This is a genomic window from Acidovorax sp. FG48 (assembly GCF_057809085.1).
In genome coordinates, this window is record NZ_JBMDJH010000003.1 from 108,605 (window position 1) to 128,365 (window position 19,761).

The window sequence follows — 19,761 nt, forward strand, 5'->3', positions numbered from 1 at the left end:
ATGGCGAAGTCAAAAGAAAAATCGATCAGCACGGTTGAGCGTCTCGAAGCCATTCAGCGACAGTTTAAAAATTTAGACACAAAGGATCCCTCAGCTTGGCCGGTATTGCCCAAGGTTATCCTATGTGTTTTTATCGCTGCTGCAGTCGCGATCGTTGCTTGGTTTGCTTTTTTGCAGGACTATGAAGTGCAACTGGAAGAGGAGCGTAGCAAAGAACTAGTTTTGCGGACTGACTATCAAAAGAAGCTTGTAAAAGCTGTAAGTTTGGACGCGTTGAAGAAACAGCGCGAGCAAATACAGCAGTATGTTATTCAACTTGAAAAGCAGCTTCCTAGTAAAGCCGAAATGGCGGCGCTACTTTCTGATATCAATCAGTCGGGTTTGGGGAGAAGCCTGCAGTTCGAACTTTTTCGCCCTGGTCAAGTTGTCGTGAAAGACTACTATGCTGAGTTGCCTATAACGATACGAGTGACTGGGAAGTATCACGATATCGGTGCATTTGCTTCAGACATTGCGCATTTGTCGCGTATTGTTACCCTGAACAATATGGCAATTATTCCGAGCGCTCGCGATGTATTAACCATGGACGCAACCGCGCGAACCTTTCGATATCTGGATCCTGACGAAATACAGGCTCAGAAAAAGGCCGGGAGTGTCAAACAATGAAAGCTAGTATTCGGATACTCCTTGTTCTTGGCGCATTAGTTCTGTCCGGCTGTGGATCGTCGGGAGAGGATGAGTTGAGGGTTTGGATGGCTGAGCAGAGGGCTAGTACCAAACCCAACGTTCAGCCTTTGACGGAGCCAAAAAAATTCTTTCCAGAACCTTATGTGCAAGATGGCACTGTCGAACCGTTTAATCAAGGTAAGCTAACTCAGGCATTGAAACGAGATTCCAATCAAGTGGCTTCAAACGCTGCGCTGATTGCTCCAGAGATGAGCCGTCGCAAAGATCCGTTGGAAGCCTTTCCCATTGATGCAATCGCAATGGTAGGAAGCTTGAATAAGTCAGGAGCTCCAACTGCACTAGTTAAAGTTGACAATTTAATTTACCAAGTCAAGGTTGGAAATTATTTGGGTCAAAATTACGGAAAGATTATTAAAATTACCGAAAATGCAATCCAGTTGCGCGAAATTGTGCAGGATGCAACTGGGGATTGGATAGAGCGTTCAGTGTCGCTTGATTTGCAAGAGGGCAAAAAATGAAACAATATAGTGGCCATTTATTAAATTACTGCCGTAGCGCTGCTTTTGGCGTTTCAATGTTTTTTGCATCCTTTAGCGTCCTTGCTGGGGGATCTATTAATGCCATTTCTGCTAGTGTCCAAGCTGGTGTTGAGACGCTAAAGATTGATTTTTCCGACCCACCCTTGGTGGCGCCTACAGGGTTTGCTACGCAATCCCCTGCTCGAATAGCCTTGGATTTTCAAGGGATTGCCAATTTATCGGGAAAAACAACGCACGAAATTAATCTTGGTAATCTAAAATCTGTAAATGTGGTTCAGGCAGGTGATCGGTCGCGTATTGTTTTGAACTTGAAGCTGCCAGCAGCTTACAAGATCGATCTCTCGGGGAAGTCTCTATTTCTCTCCTTGGATTCTGTGGCATCTGGGACTGCTATGCTGCCGTCGCAGCCTGTTGCGTTTTCAGAAAGTCAGAACAGCGATGTACTGCCCCTGAAGGATATAGATTTTCGTCGCGGTGCTGACGGTGCTGGTAGAGTGGTTGTTAATCTTGGCAGTAACCAAGTAGGCGTTGATCTGCAGCAACAAGCTAAAGGCATTACTGTGGAATTCATGCGCTCATCTCTGCCTGAAGGATTGCGCCGGCGTTTGGATGTCACGGACTTTGGCACCCCTATTCAGACAGTAACTACAAGTCAGGCTGGCGAGCGTGTTCGGATGCTCATCGAGTCTAGTGGTGATTGGGAGCATAGTGCGTATCAAAGCGATAATCAATTTGTAGTTGAAGTTCGACAGAAAAAAATCGACTTGAGTAAACTGACTCAAGGTCCAGGGTATTCTGGGGAAAAATTATCGTTGAATTTTCAGAACATTGAGGTGAGATCGCTTCTTCAAGTGATTGCTGACTTCACAAACTTTAATATCGTTACGTCTGACACTGTGACTGGTGCTTTGACTTTGCGGCTTAAAGATGTTCCGTGGGATCAAGCACTCCAAATCATAATGGATGCCAAAGGTCTTGGTATGCGGAAAACAGGTTCTGTCCTTTGGATTGCGCCTAAAGACGAAATAGATGCAAGGACGAAGAAAGATTTTGAAGCTGCACAAGCCATTCAGAAGCTTGAGCCTCTGAAGACTCAGGCTTTTCAGTTAAATTATGCGAAGGCCACCGATATTGTCACACAGCTAACAACAAGTGTTGGTTCTACAGGAACAGCTGTTACTACTCGGTTTCTGTCTGAGCGTGGGAGTGCGATATCAGAGCCACGCACGAACCAGATTTTCGTAACCGACACGCCAAGCAAACTTGAAGAGGTTCGTTTGCTGCTGGCTAGTTTGGATGTGGCGGTTCGGCAGGTCTTGATCGAGGCACGTATTGTTGAAGCCCGTGATACTTTTGGCCGATCATTGGGTGTTCGACTTGGGGCAACTGATCTGAGGGCGAATCGCGGCGGTGATGGGGGCTATAGCATCGGTGGAGCCAACCGCGTAGCGTTCGGTACATCCTACAGTGACGCTGTTGCTTCTAGTGGTGCTGGTGGAACAACGAATACAAGCGGTAGTTTTGTTAATCTACCGGCTAGCTTGTCTAATGTCAGCAGTGTGGGTAATTTCGCGCTTTCTATTTTTAATTCGGCTGCGAACAGATTTTTGACCCTGGAGCTGTCTGCAATGGAGGCAGATGGGAAAGGTCGTGTAATTTCAAGCCCTCGTATTATTACGGCAGATCAAACTAAAGCACTTATTGAACAGGGTACCGAATATCCTTACGCTGTGACTGCTCCGAATGGTGCAACGACACTTGCGTTCAAAAAGGCCGTTCTTAAACTGGAAGTTACTCCCCAGATAACTCCAGAGGGGAACATCATTCTCGATTTGGATGTTAATAAAGATAGTCGCGGAGAGACCACAACGCAAGGTGTCGCCATTGATACCAAGCATGTCAAAACTCAGATTTTGATAGAAAATGGTGGAACGGTAGTTATCGGGGGTATTTTCGAGATGGAGGAAACTAATCAAGAAAATAAAATTCCTGTGCTTGGCGATGTGCCTGTGGTTGGTAATTTGTTTAAAAACAGAACAAGAGAATCTACCAAGCGAGAAATGCTTATTTTTATTACGCCCAAGGTAATTAGCGAGCGTACTGCGTCCAAATAAATTTAGAAAGCAAGGAAGAAAATGTTGAAACAATTCAAATATTTGCCAATTGCATTGTCAGTGGCGCTGACAGCTTGCGGCGGAGGTGGCGGAAGCGCTGGTGAGACGCAAGAGGCATACACCATTACGCTCCGTGCGGATAAAACCAAATTGCCGTTAAACATTTCTGGCATTCGACCAGGAACAGGTGTATATCGGCCTTATACCACCACCCTGTACGTGGAAGCGAAAAAAGGTGGGGCTCCTATTCCTGGTGGGGAAGATATATTTGCATGTAACCTTGCCGCTGGTTTGGACTCTGGCGCACTTTATTATCTCGATGGTAAGTCTGAGCATGAAGTCGAGGTAGATGACGGTAATGGTGGGAAAATTAAGGTTCCTGGTGCTTACCGCAGTGTGACTTTGGGTTCGAACTCTGGTGGAAATTCATTTCACTTTCACTCGGATGATCAAGCAGGTACAGCGCGTATCGTGTGTTCCGTCACTGATCCGCGTGACAAACAGCAGAAATCAGCCAGCGTCGAGATTTCGGTTGGCGGAGCCACCGGCCAACCTGCAAGCGTCCGTCTTGAGGCCACAGTTCCTGGATATTTGGGCACCAAAAACAACCCGAACAGTCTGTTGACACAGATGGCGGTTCAGGCATTTGTGCTCGACGATGCTAATCAACCAGCCACGAGCATTTCCGGGGGGAATGTTCAAGTGCGTATTCTTCCCGGCACTGAGGCGGCTGCGGGGGCGCGATTGGTATCCGGCGCACAGAGTGGGAGTGTTTTGCAATTGCCCTCTATTGGCGGTGTGGCAATGTTCTCGTTGTTGAGTGGTGCCGAAACTGGTCAGATTTTCTTGGAATTGACCACGGACCGCTTTGATAACAACGTGAGTAACGGTATCGCCGACCCTATTACGGCGGTCTATCCAATTTCTGTTTTGCAAGCTTTGACTGCGCCACCTGCGTTTGCGGGAGCAGATTTGGGTGATGTGACGAAGGAGGTTCCTTTCACATCGCTGCTGTCGGTTAGTGGTGGTTTGCCGCCTTATACCTGGTCTGCCACAGGTTTGCCTGCGGGGTTGAGTTTGGATGCCAGCACTGGCTTGATCAGTGGTAAGCCTAGTAAGGATGCACAGGAGCGTGAGTATCGAGCAACAGTTACTGTGACCGACAAGAACAAGCTCACGGCCACGGGTGTAGTCAGGCTCAATTTGGTCGGCGGTCTGCCGGAAGACTTTGCTATCAATGAGTGCAAATCTACTGAGGTTTGCAAATTGGCTGATGCTCCCGTCGGAGTCAATTTTTCTTACTCTTTTGTAGCTAGTACTGCTGGTATTACGTGGAAGTTCGCCGGTTTACCAGGCTGGTTGACCAGTGGTACAACCGATTCCGCAGGTGTGCTGAACGGTGTGCCGAAGGTCGCGAACTGTGGAAGTCATGAGTTCTTGGTTACCGCCACCAAAGGCACGGCTTCTGTTACACGCAGATTCAAAATTGATGTGGTGACTGGTACGCCACCACAGGGCGGGGATCCTGCAGAGTACCGCTGCCCTTCTCGTTAATTGCGCCGCATTGGGGCGTGACCCAAGCGCCCCTCATGTTGCGTAACGCAGATCCCCGGCATGCCGGGGATTTTTGTTTTTGCATAACACCGCGTTCCGTTTCGGGACACCTGGCTAAACCAAAGTTGTTCGCTAGCGGTTTTTTTGTTTGCTGGCAGGCGCTTAGGAGGCAATGACCGCAACGGCGTTCATGGCTTCGGCATGCGAATGAGTGTGCTGATTTCCGATTGCGCAAACCAGGCACAATATCGGCTTGCCACCTCCGGCATTTATCCTAATCCAGCCATTCGAGCCTATGCTCCAGCCTCCCCAAGAAGTCTCCATCGAACTCGGCGACCGTAGCTACCATATCGCCATTCGCGCAGGACTCATCTCCGTGCCTTCGACGTACGCGGCTGCGCCCCCGGCAAGTGCAGCCTTGATTGTCACCAATACGACCATCGGTCCGCTCTACTCCGCCCAGCTTCGGGCGGCGCTGGAGGGGCGGTATGGGCAGATCCATGAAGTCCTGCTGCCCGACGGCGAAGAACACAAAAACTGGCAAACGCTCCAATTGATCTTCGACGCACTCCTCTCTAACGGTTGCGACCGCAAAACCGTACTGTTTGCGCTCGGCGGAGGAGTGGTGGGTGACATGACGGGTTTTGCCGCAGCCAGCTACATGCGGGGCGTGCCCTTTGTGCAGGTGCCCACGACCTTGCTCGCGCAGGTCGATTCGTCGGTGGGGGGCAAGACGGCCATCAATCATCCGCTGGGCAAGAACATGATCGGTGCCTTCTACCAGCCGCAGCTGGTGGTGTGCGACCTCGATGTTCTGGGCACCCTGCCTGCGCGAGAGTTCCGCGCAGGGCTGGCCGAGGTGATCAAGTACGGGCCGATTGCTGATATGGCGTTTTTCGAATGGCTCGAAACGAACATCGATGCCCTGATGGCGCGGGACCGGGCCGCATTGGCGCATGCGGTCCGCCGCAGCTGCGAGATCAAGGCGCAGGTGGTTGGGGCGGATGAGCGCGAGTCCGGTCTCCGGGCAGTCTTGAATTTTGGCCACACCTTTGGCCACGCCATCGAAGCAGGCATGGGTTACGGTGCCTGGCTGCATGGTGAGGGGGTGGGCGCGGGCATGGTGATGGCCGCCGAGCTGTCCCGCCGCCTTGGGCTGGTTGACGAGACCTTTGTGCGCAGGCTCAAAGCGCTGATCGAGCGCGCGGGCTTGCCCGTGCGCGGCGCGGTGATCGACGCCAATGACAATGCGGGCCGCTACCTGCAGCTCATGCGGCTGGACAAAAAGGCCGAAGGTGGGGAAATCCGCTTTGTGGTGATCGATGGGCCGGGCTCGGCTGCGATGCGGCCGGCCCCTGACGACCTCGTGCGGTCAGTGATCGATGATTGCTGTGCTCCTTGATTGATAGCTGCTGGCGCTTGTCTATTAAGCGCTAGAGTCCAATATTGCCCTTAATGTCTGACCTTGCTCCTTATGCGTGCCATCCGGCTCGCTCGTTGGGCCGTCGTTATGCGGAAGCGCCGGCGCCGACCCGTACCGAGTTTCAGCGTGACAGGGACCGGATCGTGCATTCGACGGCGTTTCGCCGATTGGTCTACAAGACGCAGGTTTTTCTCAACCACGAGGGTGATCTTTTCCGGACGCGCCTGACCCATTCGCTCGAGGTGGCGCAGCTGGGGCGCTCCATTGCGCGGTCACTGCGCATCAATGAAGACCTTGTTGAGGCGATTTCACTCGCGCACGACCTGGGGCACACGCCGTTCGGCCATGCGGGGCAGGATGCACTCAATAGCTGCATGGCAGAACACGGTGGCTTTGAGCACAACCTGCAGAGCCTGCGCGTGGTCGACAAGCTGGAAGAGCGCTACCCGCAGTACGACGGACTGAACCTGACGTTTGAGACGCGGGAAGGCGTTCTGAAGCATTGCTCCAAGCGCAACGCCCAGTTGCTCGAAGAGGCCGAGCCCGGCGGCGTAGGGGGACGCTTCCTGCGTCGAGAGCAACCCAGTCTGGAAGCGCAGTTGTGCAATCTTGCGGATGAGATTTCCTACAACGCCCACGATATTGATGACGGCGTCCGATCGGGGCTCATCACCTTGGCGCAGTTGCGCGACGTTTCCTTGTTCGATCAGTTCCGCGCGGCGGCTCAGGCAGAGCATCCGCAACTGGCGGGTGGGGCGTTGCAGCGAAGGCTCTTGTACGAGGCTATCCGGCGTATGCTCAGCGCGCAGGTCTATGACGTCATCGACGCCACTCGGGCTGCGTTGGCGCAGCATGCCCCCGCCGATGTCGACGCGGTGCGCCGGGCGCTGCCGCTGGTCATGTTTGGCGAGGTGATGCGCGAACGGTCGCAGGAGCTCAAGCAATTTCTTTTCAAAAACTTGTATCGCCATCCGCGCGTCATGGAAACCACCGCCCGCGCGCAGGAAGTGGTTCGCGACCTGTTCGCGGCCTATATCGAATCGCCACAGGAAATGAATGCGGGCTTTGCCGAGCAGGCCGCCGCGGCAGATGCGGCGCCGGTGCGCGCGCGCGCGGTGGCGGACTTCATTGCCGGGATGACGGACCGCTTTGCAATGCGGGAACACGAACGCCTGACGGGGCGGCGTTCATTCGATTGAGCCGACGCACGCCCTCGTCCCATCGAGGTCCGATCCAGTTCACCCCCTCACACGGCGCAACTTAAAATTCTGTGCTTGTTTCGCGCATTGCGTCGCGGCCCCATTCAATGATGACCACTCAACCCTTTACTGCCCCGGCCAGCGCATCTGAAGAGTCTGCGGAGCCTTATGTGCGCGACACGGTGCATTGGCTGGAGCGCGCGGTGATTGGACTTAACCTGTGCCCGTTTGCCAAGGCTGTGCATGTGAAGGGGCAGATTCACTATGCAGTGACGCTGGCCGACGACCCTGCGCAGGTGCTGGACGTACTGCGCAGCGAGCTCTCGGCCTTGGCATTGGCGGCGCCTGAGCAACGCGACACCACCTTGCTGGTCGTGCCGCGCTGCCTGACCAACTTCATCGATTTCAACGATTTTCTGGACACAGCCGAGGCCTTGCTGGACGAACTGGACCTGGTGGGCACGCTGCAGATTGCGAGCTTTCACCCGCGGTACCAGTTTGCGGGCACTGCCGAAGATGACGTGACCAACTGCACCAACCGATCCCCTTATCCCACCCTGCACCTCCTGCGCGAGGAGAGCATTGATCGGGCCGTAGAAGTCTTTCCGGAGGCGGAGACCATCTATGAGCGCAACATGGAAGTGCTGCGCCGGTTGGGACTTGCAGGATGGAAGGCTCTCGAGGTGAGGGCAGGCGGGGCGCGCATATTTGCGCCCAACAAGGGTGAGGCGCCGCAGGCATGAAGAAAGCCCACGCGACCCAGGCAGCCACCGCGCGGCTGGCGGCCAAGACTCAGGCCGGCTCGCCAGGTCCGAAGGGAGGTGGCAGCAGCACGTCTCGCGCTTCTAATGAGGTGTTGTCCGAGCTACGGCCCGGGCAGTCGGTAGAGTTGCTCCAAGAGTTGCACATCCTGACGCGCGAAGGGCGCCTGAACCAGGACTCGCGCCGCAAGCTCAAGCAGGTGTATCACCTGTTCAATTTCATCGAGCCCTTGCTGACAGAGCTATCTGTGCAAGGTAGTGGGCCCACGCTGGCGGACCACGGTGCGGGCAAATCCTATTTGGGTTTCATCCTGTACGACCTGTATTTCAAGGCGCTGGGTCATGGGCATATCTACGGGGTGGAGACACGGGCGGAGCTGGTAGAAAAGTCGCGCGCGCTCGCGCAAAGGCTTCATTTCGAGCGCATGTCGTTCCTGAATCTGTCGGTGGCTGAATCGGCCGACGCTCGGGAGTTGCCCGACCAGATTGATGTGGTCACCGCATTGCACGCTTGCGACACCGCTACTGACGACGCCATCGCATTTGGTTTACAAAAGAAGGCCCGGGCCATGATTCTGGTGCCTTGCTGCCAAGCCGAAATGGCGGCCTGCCTGCGCCAAGGTAAGGCCTTGCAGCTGGCGCGTACTCCCCTGGCGGAGCTGTGGCGCCACCCGCTGCATACCCGCGAACTGGGCAGCCAAGTGACCAATGTGCTGCGCTGCCTGTACCTGGAGGCCAGCGGCTACCAGGTCACTGTGACCGAGTTGGTAGGCTGGGAGCACAGCATGAAAAATGAACTCATCATTGCGCGTTACACCGGCCAGAAAAAGCGCAGTGCGGCCGAGCGGTTGCGGGCGCTCCTTGCCGAATTTGGTTTGGAGCAAGCCATGGGAGCACGCTTTGGCGTGGATGCGGTGACAGGTCTGGAAAGCAACCCGGCCTCCCTCTGACAGCACCCACACAGCGAGCCAGCCCGGTTCTGCAGCAGGCGGGTGCTTTCCTTGGGCAAGTGTGGATGCTGTGTGTTGCCACATCCCATTCAAATAAGGGACAGGTCTATGATCGCGGGCATCCTATCTCTGACTCAAAACCATGGCTCGCCTGCCACGACTGACCCTGCCAGGTCATCTGCACCACGTCATCCTGAGGGGTAACAACCGCCAACCCATCTTCCACGGCGCTGAAGATTTCGAGGCACTGCTGACGCTGTTGAAAGAGGGCGCAGCCAATGAGACAGTGGCGGTCCATGCCTATGTGCTGATGGACAACCATTTTCACTTGCTCGTCACTCCGACGACGCAAGACGGCCTTCCCCGGATGATGCAGGCGGTGGGCCGGCGGTATGTGCAGTATTTCAATCGCCGACACGCCCGTACGGGCACCCTCTGGGAGGGGCGGTACCGGTCCACGGTACTGCAGCCGGAACGGTATTTGCTGGCATGCATGGTGTATCTGGATCTCAACCCTGTGCGGGCCGGGTTGGTGCAGCAACCTGCGGACTACGCCTGGTCCAGCCATGCGCATTGGGTGGGCTTGCGAAACGACCGGTGGTTGGCACCACATGCGCTGTACTGGGCTTTGGGCAATACCCCGTTTGCGCGGGAGGCGGCGTACGCAGCGCTGGTTCAGGCTGGTTTGGGGGCGGCGATGCACGCGTCGCTGACCGATTCGGCACTCAGCGGGTGGGCATTGGGTGATGCGGAGTTCCTGGAGGAGCTTCAGCAGCAAACGCCGCGCCGTGTGACCCGGGGGACGCCTGGCAGGCCGCGAAGTGTCAAAAAAATGGATAAAGAAGGTTGATGCGCCGGTCTTATATATCTTGAATGCTATCATTTTTGATATGTCCCCAATAATTTCCCTGCCGTGAATGGTTTTCTATAAATAAGAATCCGACCCCAATTAATTTGCTTGCCAAAATATGCTGCAATGCACTAATCTCGGCTCCCCTGCGAAAAATATAGGAGTGCGCCATGACCACGGCTGCCGAGATCCAGCATCTGCAACAACACGGTTTGTATTCATCGGGTAACGAACACGACGCCTGTGGCCTCGGTTTTGTGGCCCACATCAAGGGCATCAAGCGCCACGACATCGTGACGCAGGCTCTGAAGATTCTGGAAAACATCGACCACCGTGGTGCGGTGGGTGCTGACCCGCTGATGGGCGACGGCGCCGGCATCCTGATCCAGATCCCTGACGCGCTGTACCGGGAAGAAATGGCCAAGCAAGGCGTGACATTGCCTGCGGCCGGTGAATACGGCGTGGGCATGATCTTCCTGCCCAAGGAGCACGCTTCGCGCCTGGCCTGTGAGCAGGAGATGGAGCGCGCCATCAAGGCCGAAGGCCAGGTGCTGCTGGGCTGGCGCGACGTGCCGGTCAATGTGGACATGCCCATGTCTCCCACCGTGCGCAAGAAGGAGCCCATCCTGCGTCAGGTGTTCATCGGCCGTGGCAACGACGTGATCGTGCAGGACGCGCTGGAGCGCAAGCTGTACGTGATCCGCAAGACGGCCAGCGCCAACATCCAGGCCCTCAAGCTCAAGCACAGCAAGGAATACTACGTACCAAGCATGTCCAGCCGCACGGTGGTGTACAAGGGCCTGCTGCTGGCCGACCAGGTGGGTGTGTACTACAAGGATCTGTCGGACGAGCGCTGCGTCTCGGCCATCGGCCTGGTGCACCAGCGTTTTTCCACCAACACCTTCCCCGAGTGGCCGCTGGCCCACCCCTACCGTTATGTGGCGCACAACGGTGAAATCAACACCGTCAAGGGCAACTACAACTGGATGAAGGCCCGAGAGGGCGTGATGGCATCGCCCGTGCTGGCTGCGGACCTGCAAAAGCTCTACCCCATCAGCTTTGCCGACCAGTCCGACACCGCTACGTTCGACAACTGCCTGGAACTGCTGACCATGGCGGGCTACCCCATCAGCCAGGCCGTGATGATGATGATCCCAGAGCCCTGGGAGCAGCACACCACTATGGACGAGCGCCGCCGTGCTTTCTATGAATACCACGCCGCCATGCTGGAGCCTTGGGACGGCCCGGCCTCCATCGTGTTCACCGATGGCCGCCAGATCGGCGCCACGCTGGACCGCAACGGCCTTCGCCCCTCGCGCTACTGCATCACCGATGACGACCTGGTCATCATGGGTTCCGAGTCGGGTGTGCTGCCCGTGCCCGAGAACAAGATCGTGCGCAAGTGGCGCCTGCAGCCCGGCAAGATGTTCCTGATCGACCTGGAACAGGGCCGCATGATCGACGACGACGAGTTGAAAGCCAACATCGTCAACACCAAGCCCTACAAGCAGTGGATTGAAAACCTGCGCATCAAGCTCGACAGCATCGAAACCGGTGCCCAGGCAGCTGCGCCCCAGGCCGCTGACCTGCCTTTGCTGGACCGCCAACAGGCCTTTGGCTACACGCAGGAAGACATCAAGTTCCTGATGGCGCCCATGGCCAAGAACGGCGAAGAAGGCATCGGCTCCATGGGCAATGACAGCCCGTTGGCCGTGCTCTCGGGCAAGAACAAGCCGCTGTACAACTACTTCAAGCAGCTGTTCGCACAGGTGACCAACCCGCCGATCGACCCGATCCGCGAGGCCATCGTGATGTCGCTCAACAGCTTCATCGGCCCCAAGCCCAACCTGCTGGACATCAACCAGGTCAACCCGCCGATGCGGCTCGAAGTGAGCCAGCCGGTGCTTGACTTCGCCGACATGGCCAAGCTGCGCGACATCGAGAAGTACACGCAAGGCAAGTTCAAGAGTGCGACCATCGACATCACCTACCCGCTGAGCTGGGGCCGTGAGGGCGTGGAAGCCAAGCTGGCCTCGCTGTGCGCGCAGGCTGTGGACGCCATCAAGGGCGGTGCCAACATCCTCATCATCAGCGACCGTGCCGTGAGCGCCACGCAGGTGGCCATCCCCGCGCTGCTGGCGCTGTCGGCCATCCATCAGCACCTGGTGGGCGCAGGCCTGCGCACCACGGCCGGCCTGGTGGTCGAAACGGGTACCGCGCGCGAGGTGCACCACTTCGCCGTGCTGGCTGGCTACGGCGCCGAGGCTGTGCACCCGTACCTGGCCATGGAAACCCTGGCCGAAATGCACAAGGACCTGGGCGGCGACCTGTCGGCCGACAAGGCCATCTACAACTACGTCAAGGCCATCGGCAAGGGCCTGTCCAAGATCATGTCCAAGATGGGCGTGAGCACCTACATGAGCTACTGCGGGGCGCAGTTGTTCGAGGCCATCGGCCTGAACACTGAGACCGTGGCCAAGTACTTCACCGGCACCGCCAGCCGCGTGGAAGGCATCGGCGTGTTCGAGATCGCTGAAGAAGCCATCCGCATGCACAAGGCCGCGTTTGGTGACGACCCTGTGCTCGAAACCATGCTGGATGCCGGTGGTGAATACGCCTGGCGCGCCCGTGGTGAAGACCACATGTGGACGCCTGACGCGATTGCCAAGCTGCAGCACAGCACGCGTGCCAACAACTGGAACACGTACAAGGAATACGCCCAGATCATCAACGATCAGAGCAAGCGCCACATGACGCTGCGCGGCTTGTTCGAGTTCAAGATCGACCCGTCCAAGGCAATCTCAATCGACGAGGTCGAGCCCGCCAAGGAAATCGTCAAGCGTTTCGCTACGGGCGCCATGTCGCTCGGCTCCATCTCCACCGAGGCGCACGCCACACTGGCGGTGGCCATGAACCGCATTGGCGGCAAGAGCAACACCGGTGAAGGTGGCGAGGACGCGGCACGCTACCGCAGCGAACTCAAGGGCATCCCGATCAAGAAGGGCGACACCCTGAAGAGCGTGATCGGCGCCGAGAACGTCGAGGTCGATCTGCCCCTGCAGGACGGCGATTCGCTGCGCAGCCGCATCAAGCAGGTGGCGTCGGGCCGCTTCGGCGTGACGGCGGAGTACCTGTCGTCCGCCGATCAGATCCAGATCAAGATGGCCCAGGGCGCCAAGCCCGGCGAAGGTGGTCAGCTGCCTGGCGGCAAGGTCTCCAACTACATCGGCAAGCTGCGCCACAGCGTGCCCGGTGTGGGTCTGATCTCGCCCCCTCCGCACCACGACATCTATTCCATCGAGGACTTGGCCCAGCTGATCCACGATCTGAAGAATGTCGCACCGCACGCAGGCATCAGCGTCAAGCTGGTATCCGAAGTGGGCGTGGGCACCATCGCCGCAGGCGTGGCCAAGTGCAAGAGCGACCACGTCGTGATCGCCGGCCATGACGGCGGCACGGGCGCATCGCCCTGGTCGTCCATCAAGCATGCAGGCGGTCCGTGGGAAATCGGCCTGGCCGAAACCCAGCAGACCCTGGTGCTGAACCGCCTGCGCGGCCGCATTCGTGTGCAGGCCGACGGCCAGATGAAGACGGGCCGTGACGTCGCCATCGGCGCGCTGCTGGGCGCGGACGAATTCGGCTTCGCTACCGCTCCGCTGGTGGTCGAGGGCTGCATCATGATGCGCAAGTGCCACCTGAACACTTGCCCCGTGGGCGTGGCCACGCAAGACCCCGAGCTGCGCAAGAAGTTCTCGGGCAAGCCTGAGCACGTGGTCAACTACTTCTTCTTCATCGCCGAAGAAGTGCGCCAGATCATGGCCCAGCTGGGCATCCGCAAGTTCGACGACCTGATCGGCCGCACCGACCTGCTCGACATGCGCCAGGGCCTGGAACACTGGAAGGCACGCGGCCTGGACTTCAGCCGCCTGTTCGCTCAGCCCAACGTGCCCGCCGACGTGCCGCGCTTCCATGTGGACGTGCAGGACCACAACATCGAGCACACGCTGGACCGCAAGCTCATCGAGCGCAGCAAGCCCGCCATCGAAAAGGGCGAGCGCGTGCAGTTCATCGAAGTGGCGCGCAACGTGAACCGTTCGGTCGGCGCGATGCTGTCCGGCGCGGTCACCCGTGTGCACCCCGAGGGCCTGCCAGACGACACCATCCGCATCCAGCTGGAAGGTACGGGCGGCCAGTCGTTCGGGGCGTTCCTGACGCGCGGCATCACGCTGTACCTGATTGGCGATGCCAACGACTACACCGGCAAGGGCCTGTCGGGCGGCCGCGTGATCGTGCGTCCCAGCATCGACTTCCGGGGTGAGGCCGTGCGCAACACCATCGTGGGCAACACCGTGATGTACGGTGCCACCACCGGTGAGGCCTTCTTCAGTGGCGTGGCTGGCGAGCGCTTTGCCGTGCGTCTGTCGGGTGCCACGGCTGTTGTTGAAGGCACAGGCGACCATGGCTGCGAGTACATGACCGGCGGTACCGTCGTCGTGCTCGGCAAGACAGGCCGCAACTTCGCGGCCGGTATGAGCGGCGGCGTGGCCTACGTCTATGACGAAGATGGCCAGTTCGACACGCGCTGCAACCTGTCGATGGTGACGCTGGAGCGCATCCTGCCCGCCACTGAGCAGGAGGCCACCGTGCCCCGCTCGATCTGGCACAACGGCCAGACGGACGAGGCTCAGCTCAAGAAGCTGTTGGAAGACCACAACCGCTGGACGGGCAGCAAGCGCGCCCGCGAGCTGCTGGACAACTGGGCCGCTTCGCGCAGCAAGTTCGTCAAGGTCTTCCCGACCGAGTACAAGCGTGCGTTGGCTGAAATTTATGAACGAAAAGTGCTGGAGGAGTCCGCTACACCAGCGGTAGCTGCTACCAAAAATGAAGTGGCTCCCGCCAAGTAAGGCGGCGCCATCCCCCTTCGCACAGCATTCATAGACAAGGACATCGTCATGGGAAAAACTACCGGCTTCATGGAATACGAGCGCATCGAAGAGGGCTACAAGCCCGTGCCCGAGCGCCTGAAGCACTACAAGGAATTTGTCATCGGCCTCGACGAAAGCCAGGCCAAGGTGCAAGGCGCGCGCTGCATGGACTGCGGCACGCCGTTCTGCAACAACGGCTGCCCGGTGAACAACATCATTCCGGACTTCAACGACCTCGTGTACCACGCGGACTGGAAGAGCGCGATCGAGGTGCTGCACAGCACCAACAACTTCCCCGAGTTCACCGGCCGCATCTGCCCCGCGCCTTGCGAGGCAGCCTGCGTGCTCAATGTGAACGACGACGCCGTGGGCATCAAGTCCATCGAGCACGCGATCATCGACCGCGCCTGGGAAGAGGGCTGGGTGAAGCCCCGTCCCGCCAAGCACCAAACGGGCAAGATGGTTGCCGTGGTGGGCTCTGGCCCCGCAGGCCTGGCCGCTGCCCAGCAACTGGCCCGCGCAGGCCACAGCGTCACGCTGTTTGAAAAGAACGACCGCGTGGGCGGCCTGCTGCGCTACGGCATCCCCGACTTCAAGATGGAGAAGTCGCACATTGACCGCCGCGTGAAGCAGCTCGAAGCCGAAGGCGTAGTCATCCGCACCAGCGTGTTCGTGGGCGCTGCCAAGGACGGTCTGGGCAAGGACTCCAAGGTCACCAACTGGGCCAAGGAAACCATCACGCCCGAGCAGTTGAACAAAGAGTTCGACGCCGTGCTGCTGACCGGTGGCGCCGAGCAATCGCGCGATCTACCCGTGCCTGGCCGCGAGCTCGATGGCATTCACTTCGCCATGGAGTTCCTGCCCCAGCAGAACAAGGTCAACGCGGGCGACAAGCTCAAGGGCCAGATCACGGCGACGGGCAAGCACGTCATTGTGATCGGTGGCGGCGACACCGGCAGCGACTGCGTGGGCACCAGCAACCGCCATGGTGCGGCCAGCGTCACCCAGTTCGAGGTGATGCCCCAGCCCCCCGAAGTGGAAAACCGCCCCCTGACCTGGCCATACTGGCCACTGAAGCTGCGCACCAGCTCCAGCCACGAAGAAGGCTGCGTGCGTGAGTTTGCGATCTCCACCAAGGAGTTCGTCGGCGAAAAGGGCAAGGTCAAGGGCCTGACCACCGTGCAGGTCGAGTTCAAGGACGGCAAGCTGGTCGAGATCCCCGGCACCGAGAAGCACTACCAGGCCGACCTGGTGCTGCTGGCCATGGGCTTCGTGAGCCCGGTGGCCCCAGTGCTGGACGCGTTTGGCGTGGAGAAGGACGCCCGCGGCAATGCCCGCGCCACGACCGACTTTGACGGTGGCTACGCCACCAACGTGCCCAAGGTCTTTGCGGCCGGCGACATCCGTCGCGGCCAGTCGCTGGTGGTCTGGGCCATCCGCGAAGGCCGCCAGGCTGCGCGCGCTGTGGACGAGTTCCTCATGGGTTATTCGGACCTGCCACGCTGATCCTGCGCATTGCGCACCCTCACGGTCACGGCGCCTTCGGGCGCCGTTTGTATTGGTGGGGCTTGGCTTCAAGCTGTGGCAATGACCGGGCGTCAGCCTTCTGGAGGCTTTGTTGGCACAATCAGGGGTTCTGTCAATCCGGGCTTGCCTCGGTCCCAAGGGGTGGGGCTCTGCCTGTTGTGCTTTTCTTTACAAACATACGTGAATGTATGTTTGTGTCTTCAGCTACCATCTGCGCTCCGTTTTTCGGGGGCGGGTGGTGTTTTGGCAGGCCCGAATTCCGATCACTCCTTCTTGCATGGCCGAGTCCTCCTTTCTTGCCGAGTTGCGCCACGTCACCTTTTCGTACGGTGACCGCGTGATCCTGCGCGACGTGACGCTGGCGGTTCCGCGCGGCAAGGTCACGGCGCTGATGGGGGCATCGGGGGGGGGCAAAACCACCGTGCTGCGCTTGATCGGAGGGCAGCACAAGGCCCAGAGCGGCCAGGTGCTGGTCAACGGTCAGGACGTGGGGCGCATGGACGTGCAGGCTTTGTACGCCGCGCGCCGGCGCATGGGCATGCTGTTCCAGTTCGGGGCCCTGTTTACCGACCTCAGCGTGTTTGAGAACGTGGCGTTTCCGCTGCGTGAGCACACCGATTTGTCCGAAGACCTGATTCGCGATGTCGTGCTGATGAAGCTGCACGCGGTGGGTCTGCGGGGAGCCCGTGACCTGATGCCCAGCCAGATCTCGGGCGGCATGGCGCGCCGCGTGGCGCTGGCCCGTGCGATCGTGCTGGACCCGGAGCTGGTCATGTACGACGAGCCCTTTGCGGGCCTGGACCCGATTTCACTGGGCACGGCGGCGCAGCTGATTCGCCAGCTCAACGACGCCATGGGGCTCACCAGCATCGTCGTGTCGCATGACCTGGAAGAGACCTTCCGCCTGGCGGACCACGTGATCATCCTGGGCGAAGGCGTGGTGGCAGCCCAAGGCACGCCCGAAGAGGTGCTTGCCAGCCGCGATCCGCTGGTGCACCAATTTGTGAATGCCCTGCCTGCAGGGCCTGTGCCGTTCCATTACCCCGGCCCGGCCGTAGCGGAGGATTTTGGACCAGTGGGAGGGCGTGCGCTATGAGCTGGTACAAGCCCTCCGACGTTGGCTTTGCGGTGCGCCACAAGCTCGCCGATATCGGTATGGGCGCACGGCTCTTCGGGCGGCTGGTGCGGTTGCTGGGTGCCACGTTTCTGCGGCCCGCGCTGGTGCGCGACCAAGTGCATTTTCTGGGCAACTATTCGTTGGCCATCATCGCCGTGTCGGGCCTGTTCGTCGGGTTTGTGCTGGGCTTGCAGGGCTACTACACGCTGCAGCGGTACGGCTCGTCCGAGGCGCTGGGCCTGCTGGTGGCCTTGAGCCTGGTGCGCGAGCTGGGGCCTGTGGTCACGGCGCTGTTGTTTGCGGGACGCGCGGGCACGTCGCTCACGGCCGAAATCGGCCTGATGCGCGCGGGTGAGCAGCTCAGCGCCATGGAGATGATGGCGGTGGACCCGGTGCAGCGCATCCTGGCGCCCCGCTTCTGGGCCGGCGTGATCACCATGCCGCTGCTGGCGGCGGTGTTCAGTGCGGTGGGCATCATCGGCGGCTGGATCGTCGGGGTACTCATGATCGGCATCGACCCCGGCGCGTTCTGGAGCCAGATGCAGGGCGGGGTGGATGTCTGGAAGGACCTGGGCAACGGCGTGCTCAAGAGTGTGGTCTTTGGCTTCACGGTAACTTTTGTGGCGCTGCTGCAGGGCTACGCCGCCAAACCCACCCCCGAAGGGGTGTCGCGCGCCACCACGCGCACCGTGGTCATGGCGTCTTTGGCGGTGCTGGCACTGGACTTCGTGCTCACTGCGCTGATGTTCAGTATCTGACGCTGGCGGTGCTGGCAGTTCTAGGAATCAAAGGTATGCAACGTTCCAAAAACGATCTGTGGGTAGGGCTCTTCGTGATGCTGGGCGCGGTGGCACTGGTGTTCCTGGCGCTGCAGTCGGCCAACCTGCTGAGCCTTCAATTCCACTCGGGCTACCGTGTGACCGCCAAGTTCGACAACATCGGCGGCCTCAAGCCCCAGGCAGCAGTGCGCAGCGCCGGGGTGGTGGTGGGGCGCGTGGAGTCCATCACCTTTGACGACAAGACCTTCCAAGCGCGCGTCACGCTGGCCATGGAGGACCGTTACGCGTTCCCCAAGGACAGCTCCCTCAAGATCCTGACCAGCGGCCTGCTGGGTGAGCAGTACATCGGGATCGAGGCCGGTGCCGACGAAAAAAACCTGGCAGCGGGCGACACGATCACATCCACCCAGTCGGCAGTGGTGCTTGAGAACCTCATCGGACAATTTCTTTACAGCAAAGCCGAAGACGGCGCAAAACCTGCAGGGACAGGTGGCAAAAAATGATGCATTCACTTCTTACATTCCGCGCCAGCATCGCTGGCGACAGGTGGTCCGTTTCCCGCCTGGCGACTAGCCTGGCGCTGCTGCTGGGGACCATGCTGCTCACCGGGTGCGCTACGGTGGCCAACCCTGACCCCCGCGACCCGCTGGAGTCTTACAACCGCAGCATGACCAACTTCAATGAACAGGTCGATGCCATGGTGCTCAAGCCTGTGGCGACGGCCTACAAGGAGGTCACGCCCGCAACGGTACGCACGGGCGTCAGCAATTTCTTCGGGAACCTGGGCGACGTCTGGTCGTTTGTGAACAACGTGCTGCAGCTGCGCGGTGAAGCCGCTGCGTCCAGCTTCATGCGGGTCAATGTGAACACGTTCATGGGCCTGGGTGGTTTGCTGGACATCGCCAGCGAGCTGGGCATCGACCGCTACAAGCAGGACTTCGGCCTGACCCTGGGGCGCTGGGGCGTGGGTACTGGCCCCTATCTGGTGCTGCCCATCCTGGGGCCTTCCACCGTGCGCGACACGTTCGCGCTGCCGGTGGACATGAAGGGCAATGTGGTGAGCTACGTGGACCCGGTCTCTGCCCGCAACTCGTTGTATGCCCTGCGCGTGGTGGACACGCGGGCCAACCTGCTGCGCGCCAGCTCGGTGCTCGACAGTGCCGCTCTGGACAAGTACAGCTTTACGCGTGACGTGTACCTGCAAGTGCGCAGCCATGCCGGTGAGGCACAGAATGCAGAAGGCAAGGACGACGGCGGCGCCAGCAACGGCGTGCTGCCGGAAGAGCCTCCCCGCTGATGGCCTGCCGCGCGGGGCACCATGCTCCGCCCTGGGCCT

At 59.0% G+C, this 19,761-nt stretch carries 15 protein-coding genes; all 15 read left to right on the forward strand.

Going from position 1 to position 19,761, the window contains the following annotated elements:
* Complete coding sequence (locus ACODSU_RS05355; RefSeq protein ID WP_488840686.1) at positions 1–666, forward strand: type IV pilus inner membrane component PilO; 666 nt, start codon at positions 1–3, stop codon at positions 664–666.
* Positions 663–1,205 carry a pilus assembly protein PilP gene (locus tag ACODSU_RS05360; RefSeq protein WP_488840688.1) on the forward strand — a complete coding sequence of 181 codons (543 nt, stop codon included), beginning with the start codon at positions 663–665 and terminating at the stop codon, positions 1,203–1,205. Before ACODSU_RS05355 ends, ACODSU_RS05360 begins: the two co-directional genes overlap by 4 nt.
* Positions 1,202–3,340 (forward strand): type IV pilus secretin PilQ, encoded by a 2,139-nt coding sequence (locus tag ACODSU_RS05365; protein ID WP_488840689.1) that lies wholly within the window; start codon positions 1,202–1,204, stop codon positions 3,338–3,340. Before ACODSU_RS05360 ends, ACODSU_RS05365 begins: the two co-directional genes overlap by 4 nt.
* A 21-nt stretch (positions 3,341–3,361) precedes the next feature.
* Complete coding sequence (locus ACODSU_RS05370; protein WP_488840691.1) at positions 3,362–4,894, forward strand: putative Ig domain-containing protein; 1,533 nt, start codon at positions 3,362–3,364, stop codon at positions 4,892–4,894.
* 295 nt (positions 4,895–5,189) lie between these two features.
* Positions 5,190–6,296: a 3-dehydroquinate synthase gene (gene aroB / locus ACODSU_RS05375; RefSeq protein WP_488840693.1), complete on the forward strand. Its 1,107-nt coding sequence runs from the start codon at positions 5,190–5,192 to the stop codon at positions 6,294–6,296.
* Between the two features lie 53 nt (positions 6,297–6,349).
* A complete protein-coding gene (locus ACODSU_RS05380; protein ID WP_488840695.1) occupies positions 6,350–7,516 on the forward strand; it encodes a deoxyguanosinetriphosphate triphosphohydrolase in 1,167 nt (388 codons plus the stop codon).
* A 110-nt stretch (positions 7,517–7,626) separates the two neighbouring features.
* Positions 7,627–8,259, forward strand: a complete 633-nt coding sequence (locus ACODSU_RS05385; protein ID WP_488840697.1) for a DUF1415 domain-containing protein — start codon at positions 7,627–7,629, stop codon at positions 8,257–8,259.
* Positions 8,256–9,227: a class I SAM-dependent methyltransferase gene (locus ACODSU_RS05390; RefSeq protein WP_488840698.1), complete on the forward strand. Its 972-nt coding sequence runs from the start codon at positions 8,256–8,258 to the stop codon at positions 9,225–9,227. The genes ACODSU_RS05385 and ACODSU_RS05390 overlap by 4 nt, the downstream gene beginning before the upstream one ends.
* Positions 9,228–9,369: 142 nt before the next feature.
* Entirely contained in the window at positions 9,370–10,077 is a 708-nt protein-coding gene (locus ACODSU_RS05395; RefSeq protein ID WP_488840699.1) for an REP-associated tyrosine transposase, read from the forward strand.
* Positions 10,078–10,247: 170 nt separating this feature from the next.
* Complete coding sequence (locus ACODSU_RS05400; RefSeq protein ID WP_488840701.1) at positions 10,248–14,981, forward strand: glutamate synthase-related protein; 4,734 nt, start codon at positions 10,248–10,250, stop codon at positions 14,979–14,981.
* 48 nt (positions 14,982–15,029) lie between these two features.
* A complete protein-coding gene (locus ACODSU_RS05405; protein WP_488840703.1) occupies positions 15,030–16,508 on the forward strand; it encodes a glutamate synthase subunit beta in 1,479 nt (492 codons plus the stop codon).
* Between the two features lie 298 nt (positions 16,509–16,806).
* Positions 16,807–17,625, forward strand: coding sequence for an ABC transporter ATP-binding protein (locus ACODSU_RS05410; RefSeq protein WP_488840705.1), 819 nt, complete (start codon positions 16,807–16,809; stop codon positions 17,623–17,625).
* Positions 17,622–18,404: a lipid asymmetry maintenance ABC transporter permease subunit MlaE gene (mlaE, locus tag ACODSU_RS05415; protein WP_060986013.1), complete on the forward strand. Its 783-nt coding sequence runs from the start codon at positions 17,622–17,624 to the stop codon at positions 18,402–18,404. Before ACODSU_RS05410 ends, mlaE begins: the two co-directional genes overlap by 4 nt.
* 35 nt (positions 18,405–18,439) lie before the next feature.
* On the forward strand, positions 18,440–18,928 hold the full coding sequence (gene mlaD, locus ACODSU_RS05420) for an outer membrane lipid asymmetry maintenance protein MlaD (RefSeq protein WP_056060215.1): 489 nt from the start codon (positions 18,440–18,442) through the stop codon (positions 18,926–18,928).
* Positions 18,928–19,722 (forward strand): MlaA family lipoprotein, encoded by a 795-nt coding sequence (locus ACODSU_RS05425; protein WP_488840708.1) that lies wholly within the window; start codon positions 18,928–18,930, stop codon positions 19,720–19,722. The genes mlaD and ACODSU_RS05425 overlap by 1 nt, the downstream gene beginning before the upstream one ends.
* Positions 19,723–19,761: the final 39 nt, after the last annotated feature.